Origin of the sequence: Azospirillum fermentarium, assembly GCF_025961205.1 — a bacterium.
Lineage (GTDB): Bacteria > Pseudomonadota > Alphaproteobacteria > Azospirillales > Azospirillaceae > Azospirillum > Azospirillum fermentarium.
Map to the genome: position 1 here is coordinate 439,574 of NZ_JAOQNH010000003.1, position 17,267 is coordinate 456,840.

A 17,267-nucleotide genomic window follows, 5' to 3' on the forward strand; every position below is an offset into this window, starting at 1 on the left:
TCCCCCTGCCGCCCGATCTCGCCGCCGAAATCGACGCGGTGGTCCGTGCCGACCACGGCGACCCGTTCGGCTTCCTCGGCATGCACGAGACCGTGGACGGGATGACGGTGCGTGCCTTCATTCCCGGCGCCACCGCCGTGCGGGTGATCGACGCGGGCGACGGTTCCGTGGCCGCCCCCATGACCCGGGTCCACGGCGACGGCTTCTTCATCGCCGACTTGCCGGGATGGCGGCGCTTCCCCTACCGCCTGCAGGTGGATTTCCCCCTGGCGACGCAGGAGTTCGAGGATGTCTACCGCTTCGGCCCCGTGCTGGGCGAGCTGGACATGCACCTGCTGGCCGAAGGCAACCACCTGCGCAATTTCGAGCGCCTGGGGGCTCATCCCCGCACGCTGGAGGGGGTGGAGGGCGTCGCCTTCGCCGTCTGGGCGCCCAACGCCCGGCGGGTCAGCGTGGTGGGGGAATTCTGCGCGTGGGATGGCCGCCGCCTGCCCATGCGCCGCCGGACCGAGGCGGGGGTGTGGGAGATCTTCGTCCCCCACGCCACCGCCGGCCAGCGCTACAAGTTCGAGATCCAGGGGGCGGACGGCGCGCTGCTGCCGCTGAAGGCCGATCCCTTCGCGTTTGCGTGCGAGATGCGGCCCGCCAACGCCTCCGTCATCCATGGGCTGCAGGACTTCCCCTGGCAGGACGGGGGGTGGGAGAGCCGGCGCGAGCACAGCGCCAGCCGCTCCGCCCCCATCAGCATCTACGAGGTGCACCTGGGGTCGTGGGCGCGGGTGCCGGAGGAGGGGGACCGCTTCCTCACCTATGACGAACTGGCCGAGCGGCTGATCCCCTATGTGACGGAGATGGGCTTTACCCACATCGAACTGCTGCCCATCACCGAACACCCGTTCGACGGCTCGTGGGGGTATCAGCCCATCGGGCTCTACGCCCCCACCAGCCGCCACGGCGGCCCCGACGCCTTCAAGCGCTTCGTGGAGGCGTGCCACCGGGCCGGGCTGGGGGTGCTGCTGGACTGGGTGCCCGGCCATTTTCCCACCGATCCCCACGGTCTGGGCAGCTTCGACGGCACGCACCTGTACGAGCACGCCGACCCGCGCCAGGGTTTCCATCAGGACTGGAATACCCTGATCTACAATTTCGGCCGGCGGGAGGTGGCGAATTTCCTGCTGGGCAACGCGCTGTTCTGGCTGGAGCAGTACCGGCTGGACGGTCTTCGCGTCGATGCCGTGGCCTCCATGCTCTATCTCGACTATTCGCGGCGGGAAGGGGAGTGGGTGCCCAACCAGTACGGCGGGCGGGAGAATCTGGAATCCATCGCGTTCCTGAAGCGCATGAATGAACTCGTCTACGGCCACCACGCCGGGGCGATGACGGTGGCGGAGGAATCCACCTCGTGGCCGGCGGTGTCGCGGCCCACGTACCTGGGCGGCCTGGGCTTCGGGTACAAATGGAACATGGGGTGGATGCACGACACCCTGGAATACATGCGCAAGGAACCGGTCCACCGCCGGCATCATCACCACGCGATGACCTTCGGCATGGTCTACGCCTATTCGGAAAACTTCGTCCTGCCGCTCAGCCACGACGAGGTGGTGCATGGCAAGGGCTCGCTGATCAACAAGATGCCGGGCGATGCGTGGCAGAAGTTCGCCAACCTGCGCGCCTATTACGCCTTCATGTTCACCCATCCGGGCAAGAAGCTGCTGTTCATGGGCGGCGAGTTCGCCCAGTGGCGCGAATGGAGCGAGGCCCGCAGCCTGGACTGGCACCTGCTGGAGCAGGAGGAGCACCGCGGCATCCGCGATCTGGTGCGGGAGTTGAACGGCCTCTACCGCGGCCTGCCGGCACTGCACCAACTGGATTGCGACCCCGCCGGGTTCGAGTGGATCGAGGCCAACGACAGCGACTACAGCGTCTATGCCTATCTGCGCCGCGGCACGGACGGGGATGCGCCGGTGGTGGTGGTGTGCAATTTCACCCCCATCCCCCGCGACGGGTACGCGGTGGGGGTGCCGCTGCCGGGGGATTACCGCGTGCGCCTGAACACCGACGATCCCCGTTTCGGCGGCTCAGGCTATGGTGCCGTGCCCGCGGTGGTGACGGCGGAAGAGACGGCCCGGCACGGACGCCCACACTCCCTGACCCTGACCCTGCCGCCGCTGGCAGCTCTGGTGCTGGAGCGGGCCGGGTAGGGCGCGGCAACACCGGGTGCTGCGTGTCGATGCGCTGCCGTGGGGCCTGGGTGCCGATCCCCGCGGTGGCCCACCGCACCGTTTGGGAACCGGACGATGGTGTGCCGAAGAAAAAATTCGATGGGGAGGGAATTTTTCAAGATTTGGCCCCCTTCATAGGAAAGAATGTTTTCTTTCGAAGAAATTTTTTCCGGGCCTTGAATTTCCTGCCGGCAAAAAATACCGATTTTCTCAAATGATTCATGTCGATAAGCAAAGTTGAGGGCATGGACTGTTTGTTTTGGTGTGTCTTTTTCAAGAGCAATTTTTGAGATATTCCGCCCTGCTTTGAGAGGGGAGTGAGAAGGGGCACTAAGCTTACGGCTTTTTATTGAAATTATCATAGATAGACCCTCTCGAGGGGGACCATCCTGTTTCGCCATAACGTTCTTCAATAATGCCAGGTGCCCTTTTCATGAGCGCGCCGGCAATGAAATTTCGCTGCATTTCAGGAGGCAGGCCGCGAGCCTCATCCAGAACGCGCATAGCGACACCGTTGAGGTTATTGGTGAATATTGTTTGCCCATCCCTGAAGATGGCTCCTACAATGACGCCACCTTGCCGGAAAACAGTATGCGCCTTTACAGCACGGTATTCAGCCAACATATTAGGGTCATTGGCTTTTGCTTCATTCTCGGCTCGCTGAGCCTTTTCTTGGGTTTCTTTAAAAATTTCTTCTGGTGTTGATTTCCTCCAGCCAGACAGGTCAAATGTTTTGATATTTTCTTTTGAGAAATTAGGGATGACGAAACCACTGTTTCCTGAAGGTAACGATAATCCGGTGCTCATGTGTGTTTCCTCTGGCAATTGTACCGGATGAGGTTTCAGGCTTTGGAAGCGTTGGCTTCCTTATCGATGGCGCCCCGGTTCGGTGCCCAGCCGGTCTCGCCATAGCGTTCTTCAACGGCTCGGTTGCCGAGCTTCTTCATGATCGCGTTGACCATATAATCCCGGCCCTGCGGCCCCGCCAATTGATTGGCATAGGTTGCCGCGTCCAAACCGATGAAAGCCGCATTCCGGTGATAGTCGGCTGTGCCATCCCGGTAGGCTGCGGCAACAATTTCACCGTTCATTCGGACCACAGTATGAGCCTTTACAGACTTGTAAGCGGCAATCTTGGCCGGATCATTGGCCTCTGCCAATCCAGCCGCTTGCTTGGCGGCTTCTTGTTTTCTCTGGGAAATTTCTTCGGCTGTTGGAGCGCGGGACATGGACGGGTCGAATCTTCGGGCCACATAGCTTTGCCCTAATGAGAAACTGGATGTTGATAAGGAACTGGTCATGCTCATGATCCTTTGCCGTCACTTGCTTAATAGGCAAAAGCACCGGATTCTTTTCTTATTGCTCCGCGGTTTGGTGCATAGCCAGTCTCACCATAGCGTTCTTCGACGGCTCCGCTGCCGAGCTTCTTCATAAGGGCGTTGACAATATAGTCTCGCCCTTGAGGGCCGGGTAATCGACCGGCGTATTCTGCCACGTCCAGTCCAACAAAAGCCGAGTTCTTATAATATTCCGATGTGCCATCGCGGAACACGGCGGCAATAATCTCCCCATTGACCCGGACCACGGTATGAGCCTTTACAGCTTTATAAGCGGCAATCTTGGCCGGATCATTGGCTTCAGCCAATCCAGCCGCTTGCTTGGCTGCTTCCTGTTTATCCCGTGCAATTTCTTCGGCTGTTGGTGCTTTCCAGCCTGATAGGTCGAATGTTTTAATATTGTCTTTTGAGAAATTAGGAATGGCGTATCCGCTGTTCCCTACAGGTAACGATAATGTGGTGCTCATCATTGCCTCCTATTAACTCCATAGCAGGATATCGAGCAATAACGATGCCAAAACGCAAACGTGCACTGGTATGAGTGTGTAAGATTTGCGCAGGAGTTGAAGTTTTGGATATAATTAGATTTATAAATAAATTTATATGTAGGATCGTTTATTAACAAAAAGGGATTTGCCGCCATTGCGCAGCAAATCCCCATATTCTGTGCTGATAGCAACACGAGAGCATTGTTGCTATCATATATTATGATTGCAGATTACAGAAGGGTGGAAAGGTTGAATATAAGTCCATCAGAGGTCTTGAGACTTTCCACCACATAGTTGCCACCAAGATAAAAATTATCAATGATGACACCATCATCGAGATACCCATCGCTAAGGTCGGCAGTACTACTTAGAATAAGACTATTCCCACTGCGGTAGTAGGAAATATTAGCCTGAGTGACATTGGAAAAATAGATCATGTCGGCAGATCCGCCTCCATAACCATCATTCCCAGCCTCATTCTTGTTGTCATTGATAAGATCAACGCCTTCGTTGGCGCCATGATAATATACGTCGTTATCAAATCCTCCGTACATTGTATCGTTCCCGGCCCCGCCATACAGGTGGTCACTCCCGGCTCCGCCCAGCACGTAATCGTTGCCGTTGCCGCCGTACATCGTGTCATTGCCCGTCCCGCCGGCAATGGTATCGTTGCCGTCATAGCCGAGGAGGCTATCGTTGCCTGCATCCCCCGTCAGCAGATCCATAAAGCTGCTGCCGTGGATGGTATCGTTGCCGCCCTGTCCATAAGCCGCGTTTGAATTGCCACCGTTGTCGGGGGTTTTTCCGCGTAGATCAAGAACTTCGGACGTAGCATCACCCATGAGAACAGTCATCTTATACTCTCCTTCTGGAATCATTCTGTTCAGGTTTACACACACAAGCACAGCCGGGCCGACACCGTCGCCGCCGGGACTGTGCGGTCACTCGGCGAGACCGCTGCCGTTCGGAGGAAAGCTCCGGACGGCACGGCGTCGGCGAGGATCTCGTCGCATGAGGAGATGTCCGGCGGGCGGCGTGGTCAGTCCTCACGGAACGCCCTCCGGAACGAATCTTCGATGGGTTGCAGCAGGTAGCGCAGCAGCGTGCGCTCCCCGGTCAGGATCAGGGCTTCCGCCGGCATGCCGGGCTGCAGGCGCACGCCGTCCAGGGCGGCCAATTCACCCGCGTCCACCTCCACCCGCGCCAGGTAATAGGGGGCGCCGGTGCGGTCGTCGGTCAGGGCGTCCGCCGACACCCGCGTGACCGATCCGGCCAGTTGCGGCGTCGTCCGGCTCTTGAACGCGCTCAGCACCACCTTGGCCGGCAGGCCGGCGCGCACCACGTCGATGTCGGTGGGGCTGACGCGGGCGTCGATCACCAGCGGATCGTCCTGGGGCACCAGATCCAGGATGTCGCCACCCGGCGCCACCACCGCGCCCGGGGCGAAATGCCGCAGCTTCATCACCACGCCGGCCACCGGCGCCGCCACGTCGCGGCGGCCCTGGCGCACGGCGGCGGCGGAGCGTTTCTCGCGCGATTCGGCCAGCCGGACCTGAACGTCGCGCAGTTCGGTGGCGATCTCGCTCTGGCGGTCGTCGCGCAGGCCCAGGATTTCCAGCTCGGCCTGGGCAATGGCTTCGCGCGCCTGGGCGATGCGGTTGGCAAGGTCGCCCTGCTGTCCCTCCAGATCCACCCGCTGGCGCTGCAGCGCCAGCAGCCGCGGCTTGCGTTCCAGCCCCTGGCGGACCATGGCCTCCACCCCGGCGATTTCCTCGGCGATCAGCGCCAGTTGCCCGCGGCCGGCGGCCCGCTGGGCTTCCAGGGCGGCGATCTGGGCCTGTTGCTGGGCGATTCGCTGGCGGATCACCTCGGCCCGGCCCTCCAGGCTGGTGCGGCGGCTGGCGAAGATGCGCCGCTGTCCGGCCAGGATCTCCGCCACCGCCCGGTCGCCGGCACGGGCGGTCAGGTCATCGGGAAACGCCACCGCGTCCGCGCCGTCGCGCTCGGCGGCCAGCCGGGCCTCCTGCGCGGCCAGCGCCCAGACCTGCCCGTCAAGCAGGGCGATGGTGGAGCGGGTTTCCAGATCGTCCAGGCGCATCAGCGGCTGGCCCGCCGCCACCCGGTCGCCCTCGCGCACCAGGATCTCGGCGACGATGCCGCCGTCCAGGTGCTGCACGGTCTTGCGGTTGCCGTCCACGGTGACGGTGCCGGGGGCGATGGCGGCGCTGGCCAGCGGCGCCAGGGCCGCCCAGCCGCCGAAGCCGCCGAACCCCAGGGCCGCCGCCAGCGCCCCGGCGGCGATCAGGCGCGCGGCGGGGGGACGGGGGGGAAGGCCGGGCGTGGTGACGGCGCTCATGCCGTGGTCTCCTTCACGCCGGCCGATTCCGGCACAGGGGCCGGGCGCGGGCCGGATGGGGAGGGGCCGGATGGGGAAGGGACGGAGTGCAGGGTGCGGCGCTTCAGCGCCTCGATCACCTCGTTGCGCGGCCCCAGCAGATCGACCCGCCCGTCCCGCAGCACCAGGATGCGGTCCACCTGCCCCAGGGTGCTGGGCCGGTGGCCGATCAGCACCACCGAGGCGCCGCGTTCCTTCAGCCCGGCGACGGCGCGGTTCAGCGCCTCTTCCCCCTCCGGGTCCAGGCTGGCGTTGGGTTCGTCCAGCACCACCAGCCGGGGCGATCCATAGAGCGCGCGGGCCAGCGCCAGCCGCTGCCGCTGCCCGCCGGACAGAAAGGCCCCGCCCTCGCCGATGTCGGTGTCGTAGCCCCGGGGCAACCGCAGGATCATGCCGTGGCAATCGGCGGCCTGGGCCGCGGCCACCACCGCAGCCGGGTCGGGATCGCCCAGCCGGGCGATATTCTCCGCCACCGTTCCGCCGAACAGGGCCACATCCTGGGGCAGATACCCCAGATGCCGGGCCACGTCGTCGCGGCGCCATTGGAACAGGTCGGCGCCGTCGAGCCGCACCGCGCCGGCCAGCGGTGGGTGCAGCCCGACCAGCAGCCGCGCCAGGGTGGATTTGCCCGCCGCCGACGGGCCGACGACGGCCAGCGCCTCACCCGGACGAACCTCGAACGATACCCCCTGAAGGATCGGGCGGGGCGGCACCGGCCCGGCGGGATCACCCGCCCGGTACACCACGTTCTGCACCGTCAGATGCCCGGCCGGTTCGGGCAGGGGCAGGCCGGCGGCCCGGCGCATGGGCTGCGACAGCAACGTCCTGATCCGGCCCAGCGCCTCCCACCCCGCCATGGTCTGGCGCCAGCCGCCGATAGCCTGTTCCACCGGCGCCAAGGCCCGGCCAAGCACGATGGAAGCGGCGATCATCGCCCCGCCGGAGATTTCGTGCCGCACCGACAGCCACGCCCCCAGCCCCAGCACGGCCACCTGAACCACCTGGCGCAGGAACCTGGTGACCGCCAGCAGGACGGCGCTGCGCCGCTGCACCCGCTCGTTCCGGTCCAGGCAGTCGTCATGGTGGGTTTGCCATCGGCGCAGCAGGCCGGGCAGCAGGTGCAGGGCGTCCACCACCTCGGCGTTGCGCACGGCGGAGTCGGCGGCCATCAGCGCCCGGCGCCCCGCCGCCGCCGACACCGTGGCCCCCCGGCGGGTCACCCGGTCGTTGGCGATCACCAGGGCCGCCAGCACCGCCACCGACCCCACCGCCAGATGCCCGAGCACCGGGTGCAGCAGATAGACCACCGCCACATAGACCGGCACCCACGGGGTGTCGAACAGAAAGGCGGCACCCCCGGCCATGGTGCCGCGCAGGGCCGCCAGATCCCGCAGGGCCTCGGTGCGCCCGTCCCGTCCGGCCAGCACCCTGTCGGCCAGCCGTTCCAGAACCGTGGCGCCCAGCCGGCGCTTCAGCCAGTCGCCCGACACCGCGAGAATCCGTCCGCGGACATAATCGAGAAAAGCCATCAGCCCCAGGGCCGACACCGCCATCAGGGTCAGGAAGATCAGCGTGGACAGATGCCCCGACGGCACCACCCGGTCATAGACCTGCATCATGTAAAGGGAGGAGGTCAGCGCCAGGATGTTGATCAGCAGGCTGAACCCGCCCGTCCACACCAAAGCGGGGCGGCATTGGACGAGCACGCTTACGGATGTGTGTTCCGTCCCGATAAAACCTTCGCATGTTTCCGTGGTTGATCGAACGAATAGATGTCGAAATAATCGCTCTATAATCGTTTTTTCATAAATAGTTTCGAATACATAACAGATCCAGGTTATGATTTTATCAAGGATGGCGCGTCAACAAGAATACAGCCGCGAATTCTATTTGAAATATAACTAACGATAAGAATGCATCGTCTCGATGGTGAAGCGGGCCTGTGATCCCGGGGCCGCCGGACGCATGCCTTGCGGAAACCCCCGGCTTGACGCTGGCGGAGAGGAGATTTTATTGCTGTTTCGTGGCGGCTTGGCGCCTGCTCCGGCAGGCTCCCCGTCCGCCCCCCACGCCGTCAGCCGGAGTGATCCCTTGCCCATCCGCAGCACCGGGGCCGCACGGCCCGCCGTCCGTCCGGGGCGCCCCTATCCGCTGGGGGCCAGTTGGGACGGGCACGGGGTGAACTTCGCCCTGTTCTCCGCCCACGCGGAACGGGTGGAACTCTGCCTGTTCGACGCCACCGGGATGCGGGAGACCGACCGCATCACCCTGCCCGACTACACCGACGAGGTGTGGCACGGGTACCTGCCCGACGTGCAGCCGGGCCAGCTCTACGGCTACCGCGTCTACGGCCCCTACGAACCGTCCGCCGGTCACCGCTTCAACCCCAACAAGCTGCTGCTGGACCCCTACGCCAAGGCGCTGTTCGGCACCATCAAATGGTCGGATGCCCATTACGGCTACCGCGTCGGCACGGCGCGGGAGGATCTGTCGTTCGACCGGCGCGACAACGCCCGGTCCATGCCCAAATGCCGGGTGGTGGACAACGCCTTCACCTGGGGGCAGGAGCGGCGGCCCAACGTGCCGTGGTCCGACACCATCATCTACGAGGCCCACGCCCGCGGCTTCACCATGCGCCATCCGGGCGTGCCGCCCCAGGCGCGCGGCACCTTCGCCGGGCTGTCCATGCCGACGGTCATCGCGCATCTGAAGGCGCTGGGGATCACGGCGGTGGAACTGCTGCCGGTTCACGCCTTCACCGACGACCGCCATCTGGTGGGGCAGGGGCTGCACAATTACTGGGGCTACAACTCCATCGGTTTCTTCGCGCCGGAACCCCGCTACCTCGCCACCGGCGTGGTGTCGGAGTTCAAGACCATGGTCGCCCGCCTGCACGACGCCGGGATCGAGGTGATCCTGGACGTGGTCTACAACCACACGGGCGAGGGCAACCATCTGGGCCCCACCCTGTCGTTCAAGGGCATCGACAACGCCTCCTACTACCGGCTGCTGCCGGAGGACCGGCGCTATTACATCAACGACACCGGCACCGGCAACACGCTGAACCTGTCGCACCCGCGGGTGCTGCAGATGGTGATGGACAGCCTGCGCTATTGGGTGTCGGAGATGCATGTGGACGGGTTCCGCTTCGACCTCGCCACCATCCTGGGGCGCGAGCCCCATGGCTTCGACCAGGGCAGCGGTTTTCTGGATGCCGTGCGGCAAGACCCGGTGCTGGCCGGGGTCAAGCTGATCTCCGAGCCGTGGGACGTGGGGCCGGGCGGCTATCAGGTGGGCAACTTCCCCCCCGGCTGGTCGGAATGGAACGACCGCTACCGCGACACCGTGCGGCGGTTCTGGCGCGGCGACGACGGCATGCTGCCGGAACTGGCCGGGCGGGTGGCCGGGTCGTCGGACCTGTTCGACAAGCGCGGGCGGCGCCCGTGGGCGTCCATCAACTTCGTCACCGCCCACGACGGCTTCACGCTGGCCGATCTCGTCTCCTACAACAACAAGCACAATCTGGCCAACGGCGAGGACAACCGCGACGGCCATTCCGCCAATTACTCCAACAACCACGGGGCGGAGGGGCCGACCGACGACCCGGCCATCCGCACCGTGCGCGGCCGCCAGCGCCGCAACCTTCTCGCCACGCTGCTGCTGTCCCAGGGCACGCCCATGCTGCTGGCCGGCGACGAGCTGGGCCAGACCCAGCACGGCAACAACAACGCCTATTGCCAGGACAACGAGCTGACGTGGCTGGACTGGTCGCGGTTCGAAAAGGAAGAGACGCACCCCATGGCCACCTTCGTCCGCCGGCTGACCGCCATGCGGGCGATCCACCCGGTGCTGCGGCGTCCGGTGTTCCTGCACGGGCGGGTCACCTGCCCGGCGGGGCTGAAGGACATCGCGTGGTACGCCCCCGACGGGCGGGAAAAGACCGCCGAGCAATGGCGCACCCCCCACGCCCGCACGGTGGGGCTGCTGCTGAACGGCCACGCCGGGGATTATCAGGCACCGGACGGGCGCCCGCTCGACGATTCGGTGCTGCTGATCGTGCTGAACGCCCATCACGGCGTGGTTCCCTTCACCCTGCCGGCGGTGCCGGGGGGGCGGGGGTGGCGCTGCCTGCTCGACACCCGCGTCGAGGACGGGGAGGGCGACGGGCGCATGGTGCTGAGCGGCAAGGCGGTGGATGTGGATGGGCCGGCGGTGCTGGTCTTCCAGCTGGTGGAGGCACCTGAGACGCGGTAACGCACCACCCCGGCGTTAACCTTTGCTGGGGCGGGACGGCGGCCCGTGTTAAGGTTGCATCCTTCGGGGACGGGGGGTGCCGGGAGGAATGCCGGAATACGATTTTTCCACGGTCGAGGCGGCGATCATCGACCAGCAGCCCCATTCGTTGCGGGTTCTGCGCGAGGTGCTGGTGCGCCTGGGCATCAAGCGCGTCGACGGCTACGGCTCCGTCAAGGACGCGGCGTCCATGCTGTCCACCGCCACCCCCGACCTGATCCTGGCCGACGCCGACGGGGAGGAGGCGGAGACGCTGCGCTTCATCCGCACGCTGCGCAACGAGCCGGGGGTGCCCAACCCGTTTGCCACCGTCATCGTCACCACTTGGCAGCCCACGCCCGCCCTGTTGCTGCGGGTCACCAACACCGGGGCCGACGACCTGATGGTCAAGCCGGTATCGCCCAAACAGGTGCAGGACCGGCTGGCCGCCCTGATCGAATCGCGCAAGAAATTTGTGGTCACCGCCGATTACACCGGCCCCGACCGCCGCAAATCGCCGCGCGAAGGAACCCAGGTGCCGCTGATCGACGCGCCGAACACGCTGCGCCTGCGGGCCACCGGGCGGTGGGACCAGATCAACCTGCGCCAGTTGATGATCGAATCCTGCCGGCAGGTGAACGGGCAGAAGCTGCTGCGCGGCAGCGTGCAGGTGGCGTTCCTGGTGGAACTGGCCCGTCCAAGTCTGGCGGCGGCGGAGAAACCGGCGCTGGACCATGTGGCACGGGTGCCCGCCGTCATCGACGACATCCACCGCCGCCTGCCCGAAGGCAAGACCGTTCCGGTCACCGCCCTGTGCGTTGCCATGAAGAAGGCGGTGGAAACCGTGCGCATCCAGGCCGCCGAGGGCCGGGTGGGAGAGGAGGCGGCGGACCGCCTCACCGGGCTGGCCTATGACCTGATGCGTGCGCTGGACCCCGCCCGTCCGCTGGAGGCGATGCAGCAGGAGGTGCAGGGCGCCGTTGCCGGTTACCGTGCCCGGCTGGAGCAGATGGCCGCCGCCAAGGCCGCCGCCGCCAAACCACCGGCCGAGGCCCCGGCGGCGGATGCGGGGAAGGGTGAGGGTGCGGCCGCCGCGCCGCCTCCTTGAAAACCCGTCGCTTCTGATCCCGCCTCACGGCGCCGCCGGCAGCCCGACCGGCTCGAACCCGAATTTGGCCAGCGTGGCCTGACCCTCCGGCGCCAGGATGGCGGCCATCAGCCCCACCGCCGCCGGGTTGTCCAGCCGGGTCAGGGCCAGCCCGTATTCCGGCCCGGTGGCATAGGGCGGGGGCACCGGCACCACCTGCACGTCCGGCGTGGCCTTGCGCCGCTGTTCGGCCCCGCTGCAATAGGCGATCATGACGGTGATGTCCCCCCGCTGGAACGCCGACGCGATGGGATCGGGATCACTGGTGGGGGCGGTGGAGCCGCCGACGATCTTCTGCGCCTTGGCGTCCAGTTGAGCGAAGGCGCCGGGGACGGCCTTGTCGATCAGCCGGAACATCGCCCAGGTGTAATCGCCGCCGGGGTCGGCGTTGGGCGTGGAGGTGCCCAACCTGACGGCCGGGTCCAGCAGCCGGGCGGCGAAATTGGCGGCGTCCAGACCCGCCTCGGGCTTGGCGAAAGCACACAGACTGTTGCGGGTGAACATCATCACCGCCGCGGCCCGCCCGTCGGCGCGCAGTTTCAGCGCGTGGCCCATGTCGGCGGAGGTGAACAGGTCCACCGCCTCCCCCGCCTCGATCCGGTCGCGCATCAGGCCCGAGGGGCCGAAGGCGGTGCGCACCGGGGTGCCGGTGGCCTTGGTGTAATCGGCGGCGATGGCGGTCATCACCGCCTTCAGGCTGCCGGCCCCGTACAGGACCAGTTCCCCGGCCAGGGCCGGGGTGGTGGCGGCGAGCGAGGCCAGAACCGCAAGACAGCGGGAAACGCGCATGGGGGATGCCCTGTCAGCAAGGGCCGGACGGTTGGCCGGCGGATTGTCGTTCCCGCCATCTATATTCATACAAATATAACGTCGTCAATCATCCTCGTACTGCCCCCGCTCCGCATCGCGGTGGCAGGCCTGACAGTCGGCGAAGCTCTTGGCGCGGGTGCCCAGATGGCGCTTGCGGTGTTCGTGGAGGAACCAGCGCTGTTCGGTGATTCGCATCACGGTGCCGTCGCCGCGCCCGGCGTTGGCGGTCAGATAGGCGCGGATGTCGGCCACCGCCGCGGCGGGCAGGGACGCGTTGTCGCCGAAATGGTCGGCCAGCCCGTCCATGATGCGGTTCCAGCTTTGCGCCGGCAGCAGCCCCGGCTGAAAGGCCATGTGGCATTCGCCGCATTCCTTCTTGGTGGCCGGGTGGGTGACGGGGGGAACGCGCTCCATCTCGTTGGCCAGCCCCGGCAGGGCGGTCAGGCACAGGAACGCGGCGGCGGGAAGGGTCGGGATGCGGATCATGGCTTGCCTGTCAGGAGATAGGTGATGACATCGCCCTTTTCCCGTGCGGTGCAGGCGCGGCCCAGGACGGCGGGGCAATCGCGGGAGAAACGCTTTTCCACGTCGGCGGCGTTGGTGAAGCGGGCGGGGTTGGCGGTGACGGCCATCGGCTCGATGGACCGTCCGGTCTTCTGGTGCTGGCCGGCGCGGGTGGGGTCGGGGGTGTGGCAGGTGGCGCAGGCCGGGGTTTCCGCCTTGCCGCCCGTGTGCGGCCCCCTGTAGAGCGCCTGTCCGCGGGCGGCGTCGAAGCCGGTGAAGCCGGAATCCTCCTTCCGCGCCTCGGCGGCATAGGTGGTCAGGATGGCGTCGCGGGCCGGGTCGGCGCGGGCGGGCAGGGCGGTGCCGGCGGTCAGCAGCAGGACCGCCGCCGCCCCGGCCGGGATCAGGCGTGTCTGGGAACGTCTCATGGATGGGCTCCGTGATGGGTGGGGGGAACGGGGGAGCGGGATGCAAGGGAAGGCAGCCGCTTCAGCCCGTGCAGGCCCAGGAGCACGGCCACGTGTCCCACCACCAGCCACAGGCCCAGCGTGGACAGCGCCTCGTGCAGGTTCTCCAGCTTGGACAGGCTGTCGGCGGCGACGCCGCTGACGGTGACGGTGGTCAGCGCGCCCAGCAGCAGGACCGCCATCCAGGCCAGAACCGGCGAACGTCCGCGCAGCGCCCGCCCGTCGCCGCGCATCAGCCAGCCCAGCCATTGAGCCAGGGCCGCCCGCGACGGGCGGGGAATGCGCAGCGGGCTGCCTTCAGGGGCGAAGACCCCCGCCAGCAGCCGCAGGGCCAGGGCGCCCAGCACGCTGTACCCGGCCACCTGATGCATGATGTAGGTGTCCTCGTCACCGGTCAGATAGGCGACCACGAAGCCGCCCGACACCAGCGCGTGGAACAGGAAGAGAAAGCCCATCTGCGCCCGTTTCGACGGGAACGCGGGGCGGGGGAAGGAGGGGGTGGTCATGGCCGGTCTTCCGTCTTTGGGGAAAGGGATCAGTCGGCCAGAACGCGGACGACGGTGCCGGCGGTGGTGCCGGCATCCTCGCCCCCCGCCGTCATCTGCCAGACGAAGGCGGCGGACGCGATCAGCAGCGTGGCGGCGGTCATGTGAAGAAGCATCCGGCGGAGCATGGCCCGTATCCTCGTGTTGCCCGGTTGCGGTGATGGGTTTCACTGTGGACCAGCGTGCCTGAACCGCCCCTGACGCCACCGTTCAGCCGGTGTTCAGGATTTCCCCTGCCGTGTGCGGCGCAACATGGGCTAAGCTGGCGCGGTGCGGAAAAGCATCTGTGAAAACAACGGGGTGGGACGTGACATGAAGCTGGTGCGCTTTGGTGCCCCCGGTGCGGAAAAGCCGGCGTTGCTGGATGCCCATGGGGCCTTGCGCGATCTGTCGCAGCATGTGGCGGATATTGCCGGCGGTACCCTGGCGCCGGACGCGCTGGAGCGTCTGCGCCGCCTGGACCCGGAAACCCTGCCGCGGGTGGACGGCAGCCCGCGCATCGGTCCGTGCGTGGGGGGCGTGGGGAAGATCGTGTGCGTCGGCCTCAACTATTCCGACCACGCGGCGGAATCGGGGATGGCGGTCCCGCCGGAACCGGTGCTGTTCCTGAAGCCGTCCAGCAGCCTGTGCGGCCCGTACGACGACGTGGAGATCCCCCGCGGTTCGGAAAAGGCCGATTGGGAGGTGGAACTGGGCGTCGTCATCGGCGCCTGCGCCAAATACGTGCCGGAAGACCGGGCGCTGGAGTATGTGGCCGGCTATTGCGTGGTCAACGACGTGTCGGAACGCGCGTTCCAACTGGAACGCGCCGGGCAGTGGGACAAGGGCAAGGCCCACGACACCTTCGCCCCCGTCGGCCCGTGGCTGGTGACGGCGGACGCGGTGCCGGACCCGCAGGATCTGGATCTGTGGCTGGAGGTGGACGGCCACCGCTACCAGTCGGGGAGCACCCGCACCATGGTGTTCGGGGTGGCCCATCTGGTGTCGTACATCAGCCGGTTCATGACCCTGCACCCCGGCGACATCATCTCCACCGGCACGCCGCCCGGCGTCGGCATGGGGCAGAAGCCGTCGGTGTTTCTGCGCCCCGGCCAGATCATGCGGCTGGGCGTGACGGGGCTGGGCGAACAGCGCCAGCGCACCGTCGCCGCCTGAAACGGGCGGCCCGCCGGGGGATCGTCCACCCCGGCGGGCCGGTGCGTTACGCCGTCTTCACGCCGTTGAGGAAGGTTTCCACCGATCCGCGCAGCTTGGTGCTTTCCCCGGCCAGCAGGCCGGCGGCGGACTGCACCGATCCGGCCATCTGGCCGGTGTTCTGGGCCGCGTCCACCACCTGCGCGATGTTCGCCGCGACCTCGCGGGTGCCGGTGGCCGCCTGTTCCACGTTGCTGGCCACCTCCCGCATCGCCGCACCCTGTTCTTCGATGGCGCTGGCGATGATGGTGGACATCTCGTGGATGTTGTTGATGACGGCGGTGATGCGCTGCATGGCGTCCGCCGCGTCGCGGGTTTCGCCCTGGATGGTTTGGACCTGGGCGGCGATGTCCTCGGTCGCCTTGGCGGTCTGGCCGGCCAGGGATTTCACCTCGCTTGCCACGACGGCGAAGCCCTTGCCGGCGTCCCCGGCGCGGGCGGCTTCGATGGTGGCGTTCAGCGCCAGAAGGTTGGTCTGGCTGGCGATGGCGTTGATGAGGTTCACCACCTCGCCGATGCGCACGGCACTGTGGCCCAGGCTGGCCATCGTCCGGTTGGTCTGCTCCACCTCGCTCACCGCGTCGGCGGCGATGCCGGCGGAACGGTTGACCTGGGTGGCGATCTCCTCGATGGACGCCGACAGTTCCGCCCCCGCCGAGGCGATGGCGGAGACGTTGGCGCCCGCCTGTTCGGCGGCGGCGGACACGGCGGCGCTCTGGCGCTGGGTTTCCTCGGCCACCGCGGTCATGCTGCGGGCCATGTCGTCCATGGTGCCGGTTGCGGCGGTCACGCTGCCCAGCACCGCCGTCACCGTCATGTCGAAATCCTGCGTCAGCCCCTCCAGCCGCAGGCGGCGGGCCTCCCGCGCGGCGATCGCCGCCTTTTCCTCGGCCTCCAGCCGCAGGCGGTCGGCGATGCTGTGCTTGAACACCTCCACCGCGCGGGCGATGTCGCCGATCTCGTCGTGCCGGTCCCGGCCGGGAACGTCCACCGACACGTCGGATTGCGCCAGCCGGTCCATCACCCGGATCATTGCCGCGGTCGGCCGGGTGATCGACCGCACGATCAGGGTGGACAGAACCAGCGCCACCGCCAGACCGGCCGCCACCACCCCGGTATTGATCCAGAGCGTGGTGGTGAAATTGTTCTGCGCCGCCTGGTATTCCTGCTGCGCGACGCGGGTCTGAAGGGTGGTGTCCTCCTCCAGCGTCTTGGACAATGTGCGGAATTCCGGCATCAGCCCGTCCTCCACCGTGGCGCGGGCGCCCTGTGCGTCGCCGGCTTCCACAAAGCGCACCGCCTTTGCCAGATGGGTGCGGTAGCTGGGCAGGGTGGTTTCGACGACCTGCGCGATCCGCTGCTCTTCGGGGGTGAGGAAGGTGGCCTTGTACGCTCCCCAATAGGTGTCGATGTCGCGGTTCAGCCCGCCGATCTCGTCCGCATTCCGCTGAAGACCGGCCTTGTCCCCGGTGTAGGCCAGTCGCATGATCGCGGTCTGGATCATTCCAAGGTCGTGGGTCACGGCGTTGAGCTGCATCAGCGGCACGGTGCGGTCCTCGTACACCGTGTGAAGCCCGGCGTTGGAGGCGGCCATCCCCCGTAATCCCATGCCCATCACCACGGCGGTCAGCAGAACCAGAATGCCCACCAGCAGCAACAGCCGGGCACGGATGCGGAGGTTCTCAAGCATTTGCTTCCTTCATCAGCAGAAAAACGCACGGACCACCACACTGCCAGCGCGTCTGTCTATGATGTGTTAACAAACGTTATTGAATAAAAATCAGGAGAAAATTATTGCGGCTAAGCTTTGGCTGGGCCGTTCCAAGATTTTATTTTCGTTGATCCTGCCGGGAGATGCGCGGTTACAGGTTGTAAGCCATGGAAAA

Annotated in this window: 17 protein-coding genes; 5 read left to right on the plus strand and 12 right to left on the minus strand. The window is 66.1% G+C overall.

What is annotated here, in order from left to right; translation table 11 throughout:
* Window positions 1-5: 5 nt before the first annotated feature.
* Both glgB and M2352_RS22220 read left to right on the plus strand, forming a co-directional pair.
* Window positions 6-2,201, plus strand: coding sequence for a 1,4-alpha-glucan branching protein GlgB (gene glgB, locus M2352_RS22215; protein WP_406567320.1), 2,196 nt, complete (start codon window positions 6-8; stop codon window positions 2,199-2,201).
* Window positions 2,202-2,217: 16 nt separating this feature from the next.
* Window positions 2,218-2,463, plus strand: a complete 246-nt coding sequence (locus tag M2352_RS22220; RefSeq protein WP_264666717.1) for a hypothetical protein — start codon at window positions 2,218-2,220, stop codon at window positions 2,461-2,463.
* A gap of 95 nt (window positions 2,464-2,558) precedes the next feature.
* Here the strand turns inward: M2352_RS22220 and M2352_RS22225 are convergent, their stop codons facing one another.
* The 6 genes from M2352_RS22225 to M2352_RS22250 all read right to left on the minus strand — a co-directional run bounded on the left by M2352_RS22225 (window position 2,559) and on the right by M2352_RS22250 (window position 8,148).
* On the minus strand, window positions 2,559-3,029 hold the full coding sequence (locus tag M2352_RS22225; RefSeq protein ID WP_264666718.1) for a hypothetical protein: 471 nt from the start codon (window positions 3,027-3,029) through the stop codon (window positions 2,559-2,561).
* A gap of 35 nt (window positions 3,030-3,064) precedes the next feature.
* Entirely contained in the window at window positions 3,065-3,529 is a 465-nt protein-coding gene (locus M2352_RS22230; RefSeq protein WP_264666719.1) for a hypothetical protein, read from the minus strand.
* 20 nt (window positions 3,530-3,549) lie between these two features.
* A complete protein-coding gene (locus M2352_RS22235; protein ID WP_264666720.1) occupies window positions 3,550-4,029 on the minus strand; it encodes a hypothetical protein in 480 nt (159 codons plus the stop codon).
* Window positions 4,030-4,277: 248 nt separating this feature from the next.
* A complete protein-coding gene (locus tag M2352_RS22240) occupies window positions 4,278-4,901 on the minus strand; it encodes a calcium-binding protein (protein WP_264666721.1) in 624 nt (207 codons plus the stop codon).
* Between the two features lie 185 nt (window positions 4,902-5,086).
* Window positions 5,087-6,403: an HlyD family type I secretion periplasmic adaptor subunit gene (locus M2352_RS22245; RefSeq protein ID WP_264666722.1), complete on the minus strand. Its 1,317-nt coding sequence runs from the start codon at window positions 6,401-6,403 to the stop codon at window positions 5,087-5,089.
* On the minus strand, window positions 6,400-8,148 hold the full coding sequence (locus tag M2352_RS22250; RefSeq protein ID WP_264666723.1) for a type I secretion system permease/ATPase: 1,749 nt from the start codon (window positions 8,146-8,148) through the stop codon (window positions 6,400-6,402). The genes M2352_RS22245 and M2352_RS22250 overlap by 4 nt, the downstream gene beginning before the upstream one ends.
* 391 nt (window positions 8,149-8,539) lie before the next feature.
* Here M2352_RS22250 and glgX point away from each other — a divergent pair, with 391 nt between their 5' ends.
* A complete protein-coding gene (glgX, locus tag M2352_RS22255; protein WP_264667348.1) occupies window positions 8,540-10,696 on the plus strand; it encodes a glycogen debranching protein GlgX in 2,157 nt (718 codons plus the stop codon).
* 88 nt (window positions 10,697-10,784) lie between these two features.
* Entirely contained in the window at window positions 10,785-11,822 is a 1,038-nt protein-coding gene (locus M2352_RS22260; RefSeq protein WP_264666724.1) for a response regulator, read from the plus strand.
* Window positions 11,823-11,846: 24 nt separating this feature from the next.
* Here M2352_RS22260 and M2352_RS22265 read toward each other — a convergent pair whose 3' ends face one another.
* From M2352_RS22265 to M2352_RS22285, 5 genes are all read right to left on the minus strand, one after another.
* Window positions 11,847-12,650, minus strand: a complete 804-nt coding sequence (locus M2352_RS22265; RefSeq protein WP_264666725.1) for an extracellular solute-binding protein — start codon at window positions 12,648-12,650, stop codon at window positions 11,847-11,849.
* 84 nt (window positions 12,651-12,734) lie between these two features.
* Entirely contained in the window at window positions 12,735-13,157 is a 423-nt protein-coding gene (locus M2352_RS22270; RefSeq protein ID WP_264666726.1) for a diheme cytochrome c, read from the minus strand.
* Entirely contained in the window at window positions 13,154-13,603 is a 450-nt protein-coding gene (locus M2352_RS22275; protein WP_264666727.1) for a DUF1924 domain-containing protein, read from the minus strand. Before M2352_RS22275 ends, M2352_RS22270 begins: the two co-directional genes overlap by 4 nt.
* Window positions 13,600-14,148, minus strand: a complete 549-nt coding sequence (locus M2352_RS22280) for a cytochrome b/b6 domain-containing protein (protein ID WP_264666728.1) — start codon at window positions 14,146-14,148, stop codon at window positions 13,600-13,602. Before M2352_RS22280 ends, M2352_RS22275 begins: the two co-directional genes overlap by 4 nt.
* A 29-nt stretch (window positions 14,149-14,177) precedes the next feature.
* Window positions 14,178-14,315: a hypothetical protein gene (locus tag M2352_RS22285; protein ID WP_264666729.1), complete on the minus strand. Its 138-nt coding sequence runs from the start codon at window positions 14,313-14,315 to the stop codon at window positions 14,178-14,180.
* A gap of 184 nt (window positions 14,316-14,499) precedes the next feature.
* On the opposite strand from M2352_RS22285, the gene M2352_RS22290 reads away from it, so the two are divergent.
* Window positions 14,500-15,342, plus strand: a complete 843-nt coding sequence (locus M2352_RS22290) for a fumarylacetoacetate hydrolase family protein (protein ID WP_264666730.1) — start codon at window positions 14,500-14,502, stop codon at window positions 15,340-15,342.
* A gap of 46 nt (window positions 15,343-15,388) precedes the next feature.
* Here the strand turns inward: M2352_RS22290 and M2352_RS22295 are convergent, their stop codons facing one another.
* A complete protein-coding gene (locus tag M2352_RS22295) occupies window positions 15,389-17,071 on the minus strand; it encodes a methyl-accepting chemotaxis protein (protein WP_264666731.1) in 1,683 nt (560 codons plus the stop codon).
* Window positions 17,072-17,267: the final 196 nt, after the last annotated feature.